Origin of the sequence: Verrucosispora sp. WMMD1129 (genome assembly GCF_029581255.1) — a bacterium.
GTDB classification, from domain to species: domain Bacteria; phylum Actinomycetota; class Actinomycetes; order Mycobacteriales; family Micromonosporaceae; genus Micromonospora; species Micromonospora sediminimaris.
Genome location: NZ_CP120741.1, coordinates 3,106,205 through 3,120,765, shown reverse-complemented (window position 1 = coordinate 3,120,765; position 14,561 = coordinate 3,106,205). Strand labels below are relative to the sequence as shown.

Here is a 14,561-nt window from a genome sequence, read left to right as displayed (position 1 = left end):
CCATACTCCCGAGGTGTCCCGTTTTTGTCGGGGACAACCTATGCCCCGGGTGGGGGCTCCAGAAAAGCGCCGGCTTCCCGGGCGGCCAGCTCCGAATCGCCAACCCTGATCGCCGCCACCAGCCGGGCGTGGTCGACGTGCCGGTCCGGCGTCAGCGCGTCGCCCATGGCCTGGGTGAGCGTGCTGCGCATCGCGGTGCCGATCGAGGCGTACAGCTCGGCGAGCATGGTGTTGTGCGCCGCCGCGACCACGGCGGTGTGCAGCGCGGCGTCGGCCGCCACGAACTCGGCGACCCGGCCACCGCGCCAGGCCGCCTCCCGGGCGGCGAGCGCGTCGTCGAGGGTGGCCAGGTCCTCGGGGGTACGCCGCCGCGCGGCGAGCCGCGCGGCCTCCACCTCGAAGGCGCGGCGTACCTCGATCACCTCGGTCATCCGGTCGTCGGTGAGTCGGCGGGCCACCACCGGGGCGAGTTCGTCGGTGGAGAGCACGTAGGTGCCGGAGCCCTGGCGGCATTCCAGCACCCCGGCGTGGGCCAGGGCGCGGACCGCCTCGCGCACCGTGTTGCGCCCCACGCCGAGCGTCTCGACCAGTTGCGGCTCGGTCGGGATCCGTCCGCCCACCGGCCACTCGCCGTCCATGATCCGTTGCCGGAGCTGGACGATCGTCTCCCGGACCCGCCGTCCGCGCGGCGGAACCGGGGTGGAATCGACTGCGGGTGGCACTGGTTACAACCTCTCGCCGGAATTCATCCCATGATTGTAGGTTCGAGGTCATGCCCCCGTCACCCCCCGCCGTCCCGACGGACGAGATCACCCGCCAGGCCGTCTCGACGGGTGCGGTCACCGGTCAGGGCGTCCCGACCGTCGAAGCGGGCGCGGTCAGCCCGGCCGGCGGCGCGGCTTCGACCGCGTCCCGCGTCAACGCGGGATGGCTGGTGCTGGCCGGGATGCTGCTGGTGGCGCTCAACCTGCGGGCCGCCGTCACCAGCCTCGGTGCGCTGCTCGACGAGGTACGCGTCGGCCTGGCCCTCTCCGGGACGATGGCCGGATTCGTCACCACCCTGCCCACAATCGCGTTCGCCGGACTCGGGGCGGCCACCCCGTGGCTGGTCCGCCGGTTCTCCCCGGCCAGGCTGCTGGTGCTGGCGATGCTGGCCCTCACCGTCGGGCAGGTGCTGCGGGCGGTCACCGGTTCCGCCGTGGTGTTCCTGTTCACCAGCGCGCTCGCGCTGTCCGGCATCGCGGTGGCGAACATCCTGCTGCCGATGCTGGTCAAGCAGCACTTCCCGCATCGCACCGGGCTGGTCACCGGGGCGTACACGATGGCGCTGACCGTGGGCACGACGGTGGCCGCCGCCTCAGCGGTGCCGGTGGCGCACGCCTTCGGCAGTTGGCGGGCCGGACTGGGCGTCTGGGCCGGGCTGGCGGCGGTGGCCGTACTCCCATGGTTGCCGGCGGCGCTGCGCGGCCGGGCCGCCGCACGACGCAGTGGCGCCACGCTCCGCTCGGGAGTGCGGCCCGGACGTACCCGGCTCGGCTGGGCGATGGCGGTCTACTTCGGGGCGCAGTCGCTGAGCGGGTACGCGATCATGGGCTGGTTGGCCCAGATGTTCCGGGACGCGGATTTCCGCCCGCAGGACGCCGGGCTGCTGCTTGCCGGAGTGACCGCACTCGGGGTGCCGATCGCGCTGCTGATGCCGACGCTGGCCGGCCGACTGGGCAGCCTGCGGCCGTTGGTCTTCGCGCTGACCACTGCCTCCAGCCTGGCGTACCTGGGTCTGGCGTTCGCGCCGCGCGGCGGGGCACTGGTGTGGGTGGTGCTGCTGGCCTTCGGGCAGGGCGCGTTTCCGCTGATCCTGGCCACCATCGGGCTGCGGGCCCGCACCGCCGACGGCACGGTCGCGCTGTCGGCCTTCGCGCAGAGCACGGGCTACGTCATCGCCGCGTCGGGTCCGCTGCTGGTCGGGATCCTCCACGACGCGACCGGGGGCTGGCTGGCACCGATCGGTTTCCTGCTGGTCGCCCTGGCCGTGCAGACCTGCGCGGGCGTGCTGATCGCTCGCCCCCGCTACATCGAGGACGAGCGTTGAGCCGTCGGGGTCAGGAGGAGGCCGGCGTCGGATCGCCGGCGACCGCCTGCTCGACGGTGGGATACGTGTGCAGCACCTCAACCAGGCCACTCACCTCCAGGATCCGCAGTACGCCGCGCTGTGGCGCGGCGAGTCGGACCACTCCGCCGGCCTCGTCGCAGCTGTTCTTCGCGCGGACGAACACCGACAGACCGGTAGAGTCGCAGAACGAGACGTCCGACAGGTCGAACACGAGGCGGCTGCGCCCCTTGTCGAGCAGGTCGGTGATCTGGTCCTGCAACTGCGGTGCGGTGGCCATGTCCAGCTCGCCAGCGACCGACACGACGACCACGTCACCGCGCTGCTCCGTGTGCACCGTCAAGGACATTTGCCAGACCTCCTGTTTATCGGTGGAACGGTATCCCACCCGGACCGCGATACGCAGAACGGGAGCAGGATCAGGTGGCCACTGTCATTCCGTTGCTCTGCGACAAGTAGTTGGTCGGGCCCCGGTGATAGAGTCCGGCCGGTCCAGGTCTAGGGGGTATTGCCATGGCGCTCAGCGCTGACGAGAGCGTCCGGTTGGGTGAGCTGCTGACCAGCCGGGCCGAGCCGGTCATCCAGCGGTGGACCGAGACCATCGCCGGGCAGCTGCGGGGCCGGCTCAGCCAGGCCGAGCTGGTCCGGCAGGTGCAGGAGCTGCACCGCGCCCTGGTCGACGCCCTCGGCAAGGGCGCAGCCGACCTGAACGCCGAGGAGGCCACCGAGTTGCGGGCAGTGCTCGCCGAGTTCTCCCGCGGGCAGGCCCGGCAGGGCTTCTCCGCCACCGAGACCGCCACCGGCGTGTTCGCCCTCAAGGAGGCGCTGCTCGCCGCCCTGGAGACCGACCAGAGCGTCGAGACGCTGCGCGACTACGTCGCCTTCTCCGCGCTTGTCGACCAGATGGGTCTGTTCACCTTCGAGACCTTCGTCCGCACCCGGGAGAGCCTGATCGCCGACCAGGCCGAGCAACTGCTGGAGCTCTCCACCCCGGTGGTCAAGCTCTGGGAGGGCGTGGTGGCGGTGCCTCTGGTCGGCACGCTCGACTCGGCCCGTGCCCAGGTGGTGATGGAACGGCTGTTGCAGACCCTGGTCGACACCGGCTCGCCGTACGCGATCATCGACATCACCGGCGTGCCAGCGGTGGACACGCAGGTGGCCCAGCACATCCTGAAGACGGTGGTGGCCGCCCGGCTGATGGGCGCCGACTGCATCATCTCCGGCATCCGGCCGCAGATCGCGCAGACCATCGTCGCGCTCGGCATCGAGTTCGGTGACATCGCCACCAAGGCGAGTCTCGCCGACGCGCTCCGGCACGTGCTGCGGCTCACCGGGGTGGAGACCTCCCGCCGCCAGTCGCGTCGGGAGGCGTGATGGAGCGGGTGCCGATCCTCAAGATCGGCGACATCCTGCTGGTCTCCATCCAGGTGGACATGTCCGACCAGACGGCGGTCGCGCTCCAGGAGGACCTGGCCGAGCGGATCGTCGCGACCGGCTGTCACGGGGTGATCATCGACATCACCGCACTGGACATCGTCGACTCCTTCGTCGGTCGGATGCTCTCCACCATCGCCTCGATCTCGCGGGTGCTCGACGCGGAGACGGTGGTCGTGGGGATGCGCCCGGCCGTCGCCATCACCCTGGTCGAGCTGGGGCTGTCACTCAACGGCATCCGTACCGCACTGAACGTCGAGCGGGGGATGGAACTCATCGCGATCGAGCGGGCTGACGACGACCACGACGAGCCGGACGACGATCCTGTCCCAGAGCCGACGGCGTCACCGTGACCAGCGGGGTCGACCTGGGCCGCCCCCAGACGCAGTCGGTCGGCAGCGACGAGGACGTCGTACGCGTCCGCCAGCTGGTACGCACCGCGGCCGTGGCGGTCCGGCTCTCCCTGGTCGACCAGACGAAGGTGGTCACCGCGGCCAGTGAGCTCGCCCGCAACACGCTCGTCTACGGCGGCGGCGGAACGGTCGAGGTGACCGCCATCGACAACGGCCGGCGACCGGGCATCCGGATCGTCTTCGCCGACTCCGGCCCCGGCATCGCCGACCTGGATCTCGCGCTGACCGACGGCTACACCACAGGTGGTGGCCTCGGCCTCGGCCTCAGTGGTGCCCGCCGACTTGTCGACGAGTTCGACATCCAGACCGCGCCCGGTCAGGGCACCCGGATCACGATCACCAAGTGGTCCCGGTGACCGTCGAACCGGTCGCCGACCGGGGCACCTGGTTCCGGGTGGAGAACGGCAGCGCCGGCAGCGCCGTGCGGCGGGCCGCCGAGCGGCTGGGCGGCCAGTTGGGTCTGCCCGTCGGGCGGATCGCCGACCTGGCCATCGTGGCCGCCGAGCTGACCAGCAACCTCATCAAGCACGCCGACGACGGGTTGCTGCTGCTCCGGCCGGTACGCCGTGAGCTGGACGCCGGGGTGGAGATGATCGCGGTCGACACCGGCCCGGGCATGGTCGACCTCGCCGACTCCGCCCGCGACGGGCACTCCACCGCCGGCACCCTGGGCATCGGTCTGGGCGCGATCGTCCGGCAGGCGAGCTGGTTCGACGCGTACTCGCGGCCGGGCCGGGGAACGGTCATCGCCGTGCGGGTCTTCGCCGCCCCGGACACCGCAGTGTCCTGGGTCGGCGGGCTGACCCGACCGTTGACCGGGGAGACGGTCAGCGGGGACGGTTACGCGGTCCGCATCGTGGACGATCGCCGTCAGGTGATGGTCAGCGACGGTCTGGGGCACGGGCCGCTGGCCGCGGCGGCCACCGATGCGGCGCTCGCCGCCTTTCGGGACGCCCCGGCGGCGTCGCCGGCTGAGGTGGTCGGTCACCTGCACCGGTCGATGTCGCACACCCGGGGTGCGGCCCTCGCGGTGGCCGAGCCGGACCCAGCGGCCGGCGTGCTGCGCTACGCCGGGCTCGGCAACATCACCGGCGTCGTGGCCACCGGTGACGGTCGCCGTCGCGGTCTGGTCTCGCTGCCGGGCATCGCCGGGCACCAACGACCGGTGATCCGGCAGTACGACTATCCCTTCGAGGTGGGCAGCCTGCTGGTCATGCACACCGACGGCGTGGTCGACCGGTGGCAGCTCGCCGACTACCCGGGTCTGACCGGGCGGGCACCCCTGGTGGTGGCCGCCACCCTGCTGCGCGACGCCGGCATCCGGCGCGACGACGCCGGGGTGCTGGTGGCGAGGTCCTGGTCATGACCACCACGCCGTTGCTACAGATGACACTGCGGGTGGAGCAGGACATCTTCGTGGTCCGCCAGCGCGGCCGGGAGGTCGCCGCAGCGGTCGGACTGGAGCATCAGGACCAGGTCCGGATCGCCACCGCGTTGAGTGAGGTCGGCCGGGACCTGCTGCGGGCGGTCGGCGGTGCCGACGTGGTGTTCGCCGTCGTCGAGTCGCCGGACGGGCGTTGTCACCTGCGGGTCGATCTCACCCCGGTGGCGCCCCTGCCAGGTGGGCGGTACGAACCGGAGTCGGGCGCGGTGGCACGCCTGGTGGACACATTGAGCGTCCTGACGGTTCAGCGGGATACGGTCGTCAGGATGTCCCGACGGGTTCCGGCCACCGCCCGGACGCTCACCACCGAGCGTCTGGCGGAGTTGCGCGCCCAGCTCGGCGAGAGCGCCCCGGGCACCGCCGAGGAGGAACTCGCCACCCAGAACCGCCAACTTATCAACGCCCTGGACGAGGTACGCAACCAGCGCGACGAGCTGGCCCGGCTCAACGAGGAGCTGGAGCAGACCAACCAGGGCGTGATGGCGCTCTACCAACAGCTCACCGACGAGTTGGAGGCGACCAACCAGGGCGTGGTGGCCCTCTACGCGGAGCTGGACGAGAAGTCGGCGCAGCTGCGCGCGGCGAGCGAGTCCAAGAGCCGTTTCCTGGCCAACGTCAGCCACGAGCTGCGGGCACCGGTGACCGCCATCATCGGGCTGGCCCGGCTGCTCGGCGACTCCGCGTCCGATCCGCTGACCACCGAGCAGGAACGCCAGGTCGGGCTGATCCGTTCCTCGGCGTCGGATCTGCTCACGTTGGTCAACGAGCTGCTCGACCTGGCCAAGGCGGAGTCGGGCCGGATCGAGCCGGAGTGGTCCGAGGTGGACCTGCGGGCCGTCTTCGGTCAGCTGCGCGGCACGCTGCGGGCGTTGCCCGCCGCTGACGGGGTCGAACTGGTGGTGGAGGACCCGGTCACGCCGGCCACGGTACGCACCGACGAGGTGCTGCTCGCCCAGGTGCTGCGCAACCTGCTGCACAACGCTCTGAAGTTCACCACCGAGGGCGAGGTCCGGCTGCGGGCCGAACGGCATGGCGACGGTTGGCGGCTGACCGTCTCCGACACCGGTCCGGGCATCCCACCGGAGCTGCACGATCGGGTGTTCGAGGAGTTCTACCAGGCCCCCGGCCCGACCCGGTTCGGCGGCACCGGCCTCGGCCTGCCGTACGCCCGACGGTTGGTGAATCTGCTCGGCGGCACTCTGGACCTGGCCAGCGAGCCGGGTCGAGGCAGCACGTTCACGGTCTGGCTGCCCGCGGACGGGACGTGACGTGGACGGCGCGGCGACAGTGCTGGTGGTCGACGACAGTCGGACCAAGCGCTACCTCCTGGTGAACTGGCTGACCCGAGCCGGCTTCACCGTGTTGGAGGCGGAGACGGGTGGCGAGGCGCTGAGCCGGGTCGGGGTGGATCCGGTCGACCTGGTCGTGCTCGACGTCCGGTTGCCGGACATGAGCGGCTTCGAGGTGTGCGAGCGGATCAAACTGGCGCATCCGGCGTTGCCGGTGATCCACGTGTCCGCGCACGCGGTCGACACGAACGACCGGACCCAGGGCCTGAACCGAGGGGCGGACGCGTACCTGGCCGAGCCGATCGAGCCGGAGGAACTTGTCGCCACCGCCCAGTCGGTGTTGCGGTACTACCAGGCCCGGCAACGCGCGGAGGTGCTCGCCGAGCGGCTCACCGGGCTGGCGGACACCACCGTCGCGGTGCACGCCGCGCCGAGCTTCACCAGACTGCTACAGCTGGCGGCGGCCGGCGCAGCGGAGATCTTCAAGAGCCCCGCCGCGGTGGTCGCCGAAACCTTCGACGGGGACTGCCTCGCCGGCATCTGCGCCGGACCAGGTGCCGAGCCCCGCGTGGTGACCTGGGTCGTCGATGACACCGGGGTGCCGACCGGCGCCACCGTCACGGTGCAGGAGCCGGACGGTTGGTCGCTTGTCGACTGGCCGGCCGGCGACACGGTCACCGTCGCCGCCGCCCGGCTGCGCGAGGACCGCGCGCCGCTCTACGTCGTGGTGCCCACCGCGACGCAGACCGCCCGTACCCCGGTGCTGGTCCAGCTCGCCCAGGCGGTGGCCTCCGCCGTGGAGGCGCAACGCTCCTTCGACGAGGAACACCGGATCGCGGTGACGCTGCAACGCAGCCTGTTGCCGCGTCAGATCCCGCAGATCACCGGCCTCGACCTCGCCGTACGCTACGAGCCGGCCAGCGCCCAGACCGAGGTGGGCGGCGACTTCTACGAGCTGGTGATGCTCGACGGTCACCTGTTGCTGGCCATCGGGGACGTGGCCGGCCACTCCCTGCACGCCGCCACCATCATGGCCGAGCTGCGGCACGCGCTGCGGGCGTACGCGGTGGAGGGGCACCAGCCGGGCGAGATCCTGCACCGGGTCAACGAGCTGATGCGTACGTTGCTGCCCAGCGAGCTGGCGACGATCTGTGTGCTGCTGCTGGAGCCGACCACCGGTCACATCCGGCTGGCCAGCGCCGGCCACCTGCCCCCGTTGATCATTCAGGACGGCAAGGTGGAGTACGTGCAGCATGCCGCGCCCCTGCTCGGGGTGCGTGCGCCCCGCCCCGCCGACCTGGAGTTCGTGCTGCCGGCCGGGGCGACGATGGTCTTCTACACCGACGGCCTGATCGAACGGCGGGACGCGACGATCGACGAGGGGCTGGCCGCCCTCGCGGCCTGCGCCGCCCAGGTCGACGACGACCTCGACCGGTACTGCGAACGGCTGCTCGTCGAACTGGCCCCGGACGAGATCCAGGACGACGTCGCCGTGGTCGCCCTGCGCCGTCGCTGAGGTGCGACGCCTCGGTGGCGAGCAGGCTCCTTCCTAACGCCGACCCTGGGCGTACGCGGCGGGGGAGACGCCGGTCGTCGCGGTGAAGTCGCGTACCAGGTGGGCCTGATCGCTGTAGCCGAGTTCGGCGGCGAGCCCGGCCCAGTCGAGCGGCCCGTCCGTCGCCCGCTCGATCGCCTCGTGTAGCCGGTAGCGGCGGATCACCCACTTGGGACCGACCCCGACGTGGGTGAGGAAGAGTCGCTGCAACCGGCGGACGGACACGCCGTGTTCGCTGGCGAACTCGTCGACCCGGCGTACGTTCCGGTCGGTCCGGATCGTCTCGACCAGGCGCATCACCTCGTCGTTGACGGGATCTGCTCGGGGTGCCCAGCCGGTCAGCAGTACGTTCAGCGCCTGGCAACGTTCGGTGTCCGTACCGGCGCAGACCACATGATCGGGTACGGCACCGGGGAGCGGCTGCCGGCGGCCGGTCAGCTCGGCGACCGACCGCCGCCAGAACGGATGGAAGCCGCCGGGCCGGAACTGCACGCCGCTGACCCGCCCGGAACCGGTGAGGGTGATCGAAAAGAGTTCCTGACCGACGCCGGCCAGCTCCGCGCGTTCCGGTTCGTCGCCGTCGCGCTGGAACACCACATTGACCGCCGGATGCGGAACGATCCGCTGCTCGAACGGTTCGCTGAGGTTCCAGTCGATCAGCCAGTAGTGCTCCACCCAGTGGCGTAGCGGAACCGCGGGCAGGTGCCGTCGGAACCGCACCCGCCGCTTCAACCCGGCCGGGTCGAGGATGCCGCGGCTGTCGCCGCGCGGCTGTCGCATTTGTTCAAGACCGCCCTCATAAGCTGGCCCTATGGCCACTCAGACTAGCGACCTGCTGGCGGCTGCCGCGCCGCGAACCGTGGCGGTGATCCGGCAGATCAGCGACGACCAGCTCGACCTACCTACCCCCTGCCAGGACTATCGGGTCCGTGACCTGCTGAACCACCTGTACGAGGTCGTGGTCAACTTCCAGGCGCTCGCCCGACGCTCGTCGGTGACCTGGGCCGACAAGCCTGACCATCTCACCGACGGCTGGCGGGACCGGTTCGAGACCGAGACCGGCCGGTTGGTCGAGGCGTGGTCGGACCCGGCCAGCGAGGAGGGTGTCTCGCCGGGAATGGGCATGCCGCAGCCGGTGGTGGGTGCGATGGCGCTGCTCGACCTGACCGTGCACGGGTGGGATCTCGCGGTCGCCACCGGTCAGCCGTATGAGCCGGCGCCCGAGGTGCTGCCCGCGCTGCACGAGTTGGCCGCTCAGCTCGCTCCGACCGCCCGGCAGATGGGTGTGTTCGGCGAGGCGGTGCCGGTCGACGGCACCCTGCCGGAGTTGCCCCGGCTGCTTGGCATGACCGGCCGCGACCCGGCCTGGACACCGCGCTGACCCAGTGACTTGACGGCCACTATTCACTGAGTGAATAGTGGCCTGGTGTCCACACCGCACCTGCTGCTGGGGCTGCTCGCCACCGGCACCATGCACGGGTACGAGCTGAAGCGGGCCCACGACACCCGGCTGCCGCAGGCCCGCCCGTTGGCGTTCGGGCAGGTCTACGCCACGCTGGGGCGGCTGCTGCGGGACGGCTTGGTGGCCTCGACCGGGCCGGAGCGCCTCGCCGGGCCGGATCGGACGGCGTACACGCTGACCGAGCAGGGGCGGGCCACGCTGGACCAGTGGCTGAGCAGCGTCGAGCCACCGATGCCGTACGTGAACAGTCCGCTGTTCGCAAAGGTCGTGGTGGCGTTGCTGGTGGCCGACGTGGACCGGGCGCGGGCATACCTCGTCGCGCAGCGGCGCGCGCACACCGAGCGGTTGCGTGAGCTGACCGCACTGAAGACGGCCCCGTCGGTCACCGTCGACGACATCGTGGCGGCCGACTACGCCATCGCTCATCTCGACGCCGACCTGCGGTGGTTGCACACCACCCTGGACCGGGTCGCCGACTGGCACCGGGAGGTGCACCCGTGACGCAACTTCAGGCTCGCGGTCTGGTGAAGTCGTACGGACCGACACCCGCGCTGCGGGGCATCACCCTCGACATCGACGAGGGGGAGATCGTCGCGGTGACCGGGCCGAGCGGCTGCGGCAAGTCCACCCTGCTGCACTGCCTCGCCGGCATCCTGCGGCCCGACGCGGGCGAGGTGAGTTGGCGTGGGCACCGGCTGGACACCTGGTCCGAGGCGGCCCGCTCCCGGCTGCGGCGTACCGATTTCGGGGTCTTGTTCCAGTTCGGTCAGCTCGTCCCCGAGCTGACCGCGGCGGAGAACGTCGCCCTTCCGTTGTTGCTCGCCGGCACGGGGCGGCGAGCGGCACGGACGGCGGCGCTTACCTGGTTGGCGCGGCTGAGTGTGGCGGAGTGCGCCGACGTGCGTCCCGGCGAGATGTCCGGCGGTCAGCAACAGCGCTGCGCCACCGCCCGGGCACTGGTCACCGAACCACGGGTGCTCTTCGCCGACGAGCCGACCGGTGCACTGGACACCCTCGCCGGGGAGCAGGTGCTGACGCAACTGGTCCGGCTGGCCCGGGAGCACCGCACCAGCGTCGTCCTGGTCACCCACGAGCCACGGATCGCCGCGTACGCCGATCGTGAGGTCGTCCTGCGCGACGGCGTGATCGACCACACCGGTCTGGGCCTCGACGCGCCGCTCGCCGGCGGCTCCCGGTGAGCCTCGCGACCCTGACCAGGCTGGCCCTCGCCGGCAACCGCACCGACGCCGCCCGGGTGGCGCTGACCGCGCTGAGCGCCCTGCTGGCCACGCTCGCCGGGCTCGCAGCCCTGACGGTGCTGGCCATCGAGAAACCGCCGGGTGACGCGTGGCAGCAGTCCGAGCAGTACGTGAACGCGTTGCTGCGCGAGCCGGGGCTGCGCGGCGGGACGGCGTTCGCGCTTGTGATGCTGACCATCCCGGTGCTGGCCCTGGCCGGCCAGAGCGCCCGGCTGGGCGCGCCGTCGCGGGACCGACGGCTCGCCGCGTTGCGGCTGGCCGGCGCGACCCCCGGCCAGGTGACCCGGGTCGCCATGCTGGAGACCGGGCTCGCCGGCCTCGCCGGAACCGTTCTCGGGCTGGCCTGCTACCTCGGCGGGCGCGAGGTGCTGCACCGGCCGGACGACAACGGCCAGTTGGCCCTGCCCACCGACGTGCTGCCGCCGGTGCCGGCGATGGCGGCGGTGGTGCTCGGGCTCCCGGTGCTCGCCGCGGCGGCCACCGCCGTCCTGCTCCGTGCGGTCGCCACCACCCCGCTGGGGGTGGTCCGCCGGGCCGGACGCACCGGGTCCCCCCAGCCATGGCCGGCGCTGCTGATCGGGCTCGGAGTGCTGGCGGCGGCGGTTGTCGAACCGATCCAGTGGGCCCTACGAGGGGCCGCCCTCGAATGGCTGGCCCTGATCGCCATGGTCGGCATCTTCGGCGCGGTGATGGGGGTGATCTTCGGAGCCGGCTGGATCGCGCACCTGGCCGGGCGGACGCTGCACCGTCTCGCCAGGCGTCCGGCCGCGCTGCTGGCAGCCCGCCGGTTGACCGACGACCCCTGGGCCAGCAGCCGCACCTTCGCCGCCCTGCTGGCCGCCCTCATCATCGCTGGCGGCGCGGCGGCCTTCCGAGCCTCGTTCCAGCTCAGGGCGGAGCTGGAACAGGAGCAGAACCGGCTGGCCGGTTTCGGCGGCGACGCCTTCCACGACTCCTTCTACCTGAACACCATGGATCTGGTCGACCTCGCCGTGGCCGCAGCGGTGGCCATCGCCGCCGCCGGCCTGCTCGTCACACTTGTGGAGGGGATCGTCTCCCGCCGCCGGACGTACGCCGCCCTGGTGGCGACCGGCGTGCCCCGGGCCACCATCGGCACCTCGATCGCCTGGCAGGTGCTGACCCCGGTGGTGCCCGCCGTGCTGATCGCGCTCGGCGTCGGGTACGCCATCGGCCGACTGCTCACCGGCGACCTCAGCCCGGGCGCGCGCCGGCCGGACGTACCGCTTGAGCAGCTGGCGGTGCAGGGTGCCGGCGCGATCGTCGCGGTGCTGGTCGTGGTCGGGCTGGGAGTCCTCTTCCTGCGGTCCACCACGGCGGTGGAGGAGCTACGCGCCACCTGAGCAGCCGTCGGCGCTCGCGGGATGCGGCATGTCGGGCTTTCCTGTCTCCAGGAAGCCGCGAGATGCCGCATCCCGCGAGCCGACCCCGGCTGGCCAGCCGGATCAGGCGCGGCCGAAGCGGTCCAGGGTCCAGGCGTTTATGAACGCCTCCTCCCGCCAGGCGTCGTAACGCCCGCTCGGCCCGCCGTGACCCGCATCCATCTCGGTCTTGAGCAGGTAGTCACCCTGCGGTGCGACCGCCCGCAGCCGCGCGATCCACTTCGCCGGCTCGTGGTAGAGAACCCGGGTGTCGTTGAGGCTTGTCATCGCCAGGATCGCCGGGTAGTCGAGGGCGGCGACGTTCTCGTACGGCGTGTACGACTTCATGTACGCGTACACCTCGGGGTCGGCGAGCGGGTTGCCCCACTCCTCCCACTCGGTGACGGTAAGCGGCAGCGACGGGTCGAGGATCGTGTTGAGCGCGTCCACGAACGGCACCTGCGCGACGATGCCGGCGAAGGCGTCCGGCGCCAGGTTGGCCACCGCGCCCATCAGCAGCCCGCCGGCCGAGCCACCTCGGGCGACCAGCCGGTCCGGCGCCGTCCAGCCCGCCTTGGCCAGGTGTCGGGCGCAGGCCACGAAGTCGGTGAAGGTGTTCTTCTTGGCGAGCATCTTGCCGTGGTCGTACCACCGGCGGCCCAGCTCGCCACCGCCCCGGATGTGCGCCACCGCGAAGATCACCCCACGGTCCAGCAGGGACAGCCGGCCGACCGAGAACCACGGGTCCATGCTCGCCTCGTACGAGCCGTAGCCGTAGATGACGCAGGGCGCCGATCCGTCCCGGGGGGTGCCCCGCCGGTACACCAGGGAGATCGGCACCTTGGTGCCGTCGTCGGCGAGCGCCCAGTCACGCTGCTGCTCGTAGTCCTCCGAGCGGTACACCTGACCGTCCGGCCCGGGCAGCACCGGCCGTTGGCGCAGCAGCGTCATCTCCCGGGTGACCAGGTCGTAGTCGTACACCGAGTCGGGCGTGACAAGCGAGGTGTAGCGCAGCCGCAGCCGGCCGGTGCGGTACTCGGGGTTGGCGTCCAGGCCGACGGTGTGCAGCGGCTCCGGGAACTCGATGTCGTGGGCGTCACCGCCGCCCACGGGCAGCACCCGCAGCCCGGTCAGGCCGTTGCTGCGTACCGTGACGACCAGGTGGTCGGCGAAGGCGTCGACCGACTCCAGCCGGGTACCCGGGGAGTGCTCGATCAACGGCACCCAGTCGCCCGGGGCGTCGGCCGAGGTGTACGCGAGGGCGAAATCCTCGGCGTCGTCGTTGTGCAGGATCAGGAACCGGTGACCGTGGTGCTCCACCGAGTACTCGACCCCCTGCCGGCGGGGTGCGATCACCGCCGGCTCGCCCGTCGGGTTGCCGGCCGGGATCACCCGTACCTCGCTGGTGAGCTTGCTGGCGATGTCGATGAGGACGAACCGCTCCGAGCGGGTCAGCTCGACACCGACCCAGAACCGCTCGTCGTCCTCGGTGTGCACCACCACGTCCTCGGTGGCGGCGGTGCCGATGACGTGTCGCCAGACCCGGTTGGGCCGCCACGCCTCGTCAACGGTCACGTAGAACAGCACCGAGGCGTCGCCGGACCACGCGGTGCCGTAGAAGGTGCCGGGAATCTCGTCGGGCAGCAGCTCACCGGTGCTGAGGTCCTTCACCCGCAGGGTGAACCGCTCGTCACCGGAGAAGTCGGTGGAGTAGGCCAGGTAGCGCCCGTCGGGGCTGACGTCGAAGGCGCCGAGCGAGAAAAAGTCGTGCCCCTCGGCCAACTTGTTGCCGTCCAGCAGGATCTGCTCCCCGTCGAGCGGGGCGCCATCGGTGCTGATCGGCGGGGTGGTCTCGTCGGGGCGGACCGCCCGACGGCAGTGCACGCCGTACTGCTGGCCCTCGACCGTGCGGGTGTAGTACCAGTGCTGGCCCTTGCGGGTCGGCACGGACAGGTCGGTCTCCTGGGTACGCCGCCGGATCTCCTCGAACAATGTCGTACGCAGCCCGGACAGGTGCGCCGTCCGGGCCTCGGTCCAGGCGTTCTCGGCGTTCAGATAGTTGATCGTTTCCGGATCGTCCTTGGTGGCGAGCCAGGCGTACTCGTCGACGACGGTGTCGCCGTGGTGGACACGTTCGGTCGGCACCCGCCTGGCCGCGGGAACGGGGGTCTCGGTGGTCACGGCGCCACGTTACCGGCCGTAGCGACATGTGGCGCGGT

General features: G+C 71.5%; 15 protein-coding genes. 11 read left to right on the top strand and 4 right to left on the bottom strand.

The window, feature by feature from the left end:
- Positions 1-38 precede the first annotated feature (38 nt).
- Positions 39-722, bottom strand: a complete 684-nt coding sequence (locus tag O7624_RS14425; protein ID WP_282240377.1) for an FCD domain-containing protein — start codon at positions 720-722, stop codon at positions 39-41.
- Between the two features lie 50 nt (positions 723-772).
- Here O7624_RS14425 and O7624_RS14420 point away from each other — a divergent pair, with 50 nt between their 5' ends.
- The gene (locus O7624_RS14420) at positions 773-2,089 is read left to right on the top strand and encodes an MFS transporter (protein ID WP_282240376.1); all 1,317 of its coding nucleotides are present in this window, start codon (positions 773-775) and stop codon (positions 2,087-2,089) included.
- A 10-nt stretch (positions 2,090-2,099) separates the two neighbouring features.
- Here O7624_RS14420 and O7624_RS14415 read toward each other — a convergent pair whose 3' ends face one another.
- On the bottom strand, positions 2,100-2,456 hold the full coding sequence (locus tag O7624_RS14415) for an STAS domain-containing protein (protein WP_093403921.1): 357 nt from the start codon (positions 2,454-2,456) through the stop codon (positions 2,100-2,102).
- 164 nt (positions 2,457-2,620) lie between these two features.
- Between O7624_RS14415 and O7624_RS14410 the strand changes: the two genes are divergently transcribed.
- From O7624_RS14410 to O7624_RS14385, 6 genes are read left to right on the top strand one after another with little or no spacing between them, the layout of a single operon-like run.
- The gene (locus O7624_RS14410) at positions 2,621-3,481 is read left to right on the top strand and encodes an STAS domain-containing protein (RefSeq protein WP_282240375.1); all 861 of its coding nucleotides are present in this window, start codon (positions 2,621-2,623) and stop codon (positions 3,479-3,481) included.
- The gene (locus O7624_RS14405; RefSeq protein ID WP_093403924.1) at positions 3,481-3,894 is read left to right on the top strand and encodes an STAS domain-containing protein; all 414 of its coding nucleotides are present in this window, start codon (positions 3,481-3,483) and stop codon (positions 3,892-3,894) included. The genes O7624_RS14410 and O7624_RS14405 overlap by 1 nt, the downstream gene beginning before the upstream one ends.
- Positions 3,891-4,310, top strand: coding sequence for an ATP-binding protein (locus O7624_RS14400; protein WP_093403926.1), 420 nt, complete (start codon positions 3,891-3,893; stop codon positions 4,308-4,310). Before O7624_RS14405 ends, O7624_RS14400 begins: the two co-directional genes overlap by 4 nt.
- Positions 4,298-5,320: a SpoIIE family protein phosphatase gene (locus O7624_RS14395; protein ID WP_282240374.1), complete on the top strand. Its 1,023-nt coding sequence runs from the start codon at positions 4,298-4,300 to the stop codon at positions 5,318-5,320. The genes O7624_RS14400 and O7624_RS14395 overlap by 13 nt, the downstream gene beginning before the upstream one ends.
- A complete protein-coding gene (locus O7624_RS14390) occupies positions 5,317-6,666 on the top strand; it encodes a sensor histidine kinase (RefSeq protein WP_282240373.1) in 1,350 nt (449 codons plus the stop codon). The genes O7624_RS14395 and O7624_RS14390 overlap by 4 nt, the downstream gene beginning before the upstream one ends.
- A gap of 1 nt (position 6,667) precedes the next feature.
- A complete protein-coding gene (locus O7624_RS14385) occupies positions 6,668-8,203 on the top strand; it encodes a SpoIIE family protein phosphatase (protein ID WP_282240372.1) in 1,536 nt (511 codons plus the stop codon).
- A gap of 33 nt (positions 8,204-8,236) precedes the next feature.
- On the opposite strand, the gene O7624_RS14380 is transcribed toward O7624_RS14385, so the two are convergent.
- The gene (locus O7624_RS14380; RefSeq protein ID WP_282240371.1) at positions 8,237-9,022 is read right to left on the bottom strand and encodes an AraC family transcriptional regulator; all 786 of its coding nucleotides are present in this window, start codon (positions 9,020-9,022) and stop codon (positions 8,237-8,239) included.
- A 31-nt stretch (positions 9,023-9,053) separates the two neighbouring features.
- On the opposite strand from O7624_RS14380, the gene O7624_RS14375 reads away from it, so the two are divergent.
- The 4 genes from O7624_RS14375 to O7624_RS14360 are packed head-to-tail and all read left to right on the top strand — an operon-like array spanning position 9,054 to position 12,324.
- Positions 9,054-9,623, top strand: coding sequence for a TIGR03086 family metal-binding protein (locus tag O7624_RS14375; protein ID WP_282240370.1), 570 nt, complete (start codon positions 9,054-9,056; stop codon positions 9,621-9,623).
- A gap of 45 nt (positions 9,624-9,668) precedes the next feature.
- Positions 9,669-10,205, top strand: a complete 537-nt coding sequence (locus tag O7624_RS14370) for a PadR family transcriptional regulator (protein WP_093403933.1) — start codon at positions 9,669-9,671, stop codon at positions 10,203-10,205.
- Entirely contained in the window at positions 10,202-10,903 is a 702-nt protein-coding gene (locus tag O7624_RS14365) for an ABC transporter ATP-binding protein (RefSeq protein ID WP_282240369.1), read from the top strand. The genes O7624_RS14370 and O7624_RS14365 overlap by 4 nt, the downstream gene beginning before the upstream one ends.
- Complete coding sequence (locus O7624_RS14360) at positions 10,900-12,324, top strand: FtsX-like permease family protein (protein WP_282240368.1); 1,425 nt, start codon at positions 10,900-10,902, stop codon at positions 12,322-12,324. The genes O7624_RS14365 and O7624_RS14360 overlap by 4 nt, the downstream gene beginning before the upstream one ends.
- A gap of 102 nt (positions 12,325-12,426) precedes the next feature.
- Here the strand turns inward: O7624_RS14360 and O7624_RS14355 are convergent, their stop codons facing one another.
- Complete coding sequence (locus O7624_RS14355) at positions 12,427-14,523, bottom strand: S9 family peptidase (RefSeq protein ID WP_282240367.1); 2,097 nt, start codon at positions 14,521-14,523, stop codon at positions 12,427-12,429.
- Positions 14,524-14,561: the final 38 nt, after the last annotated feature.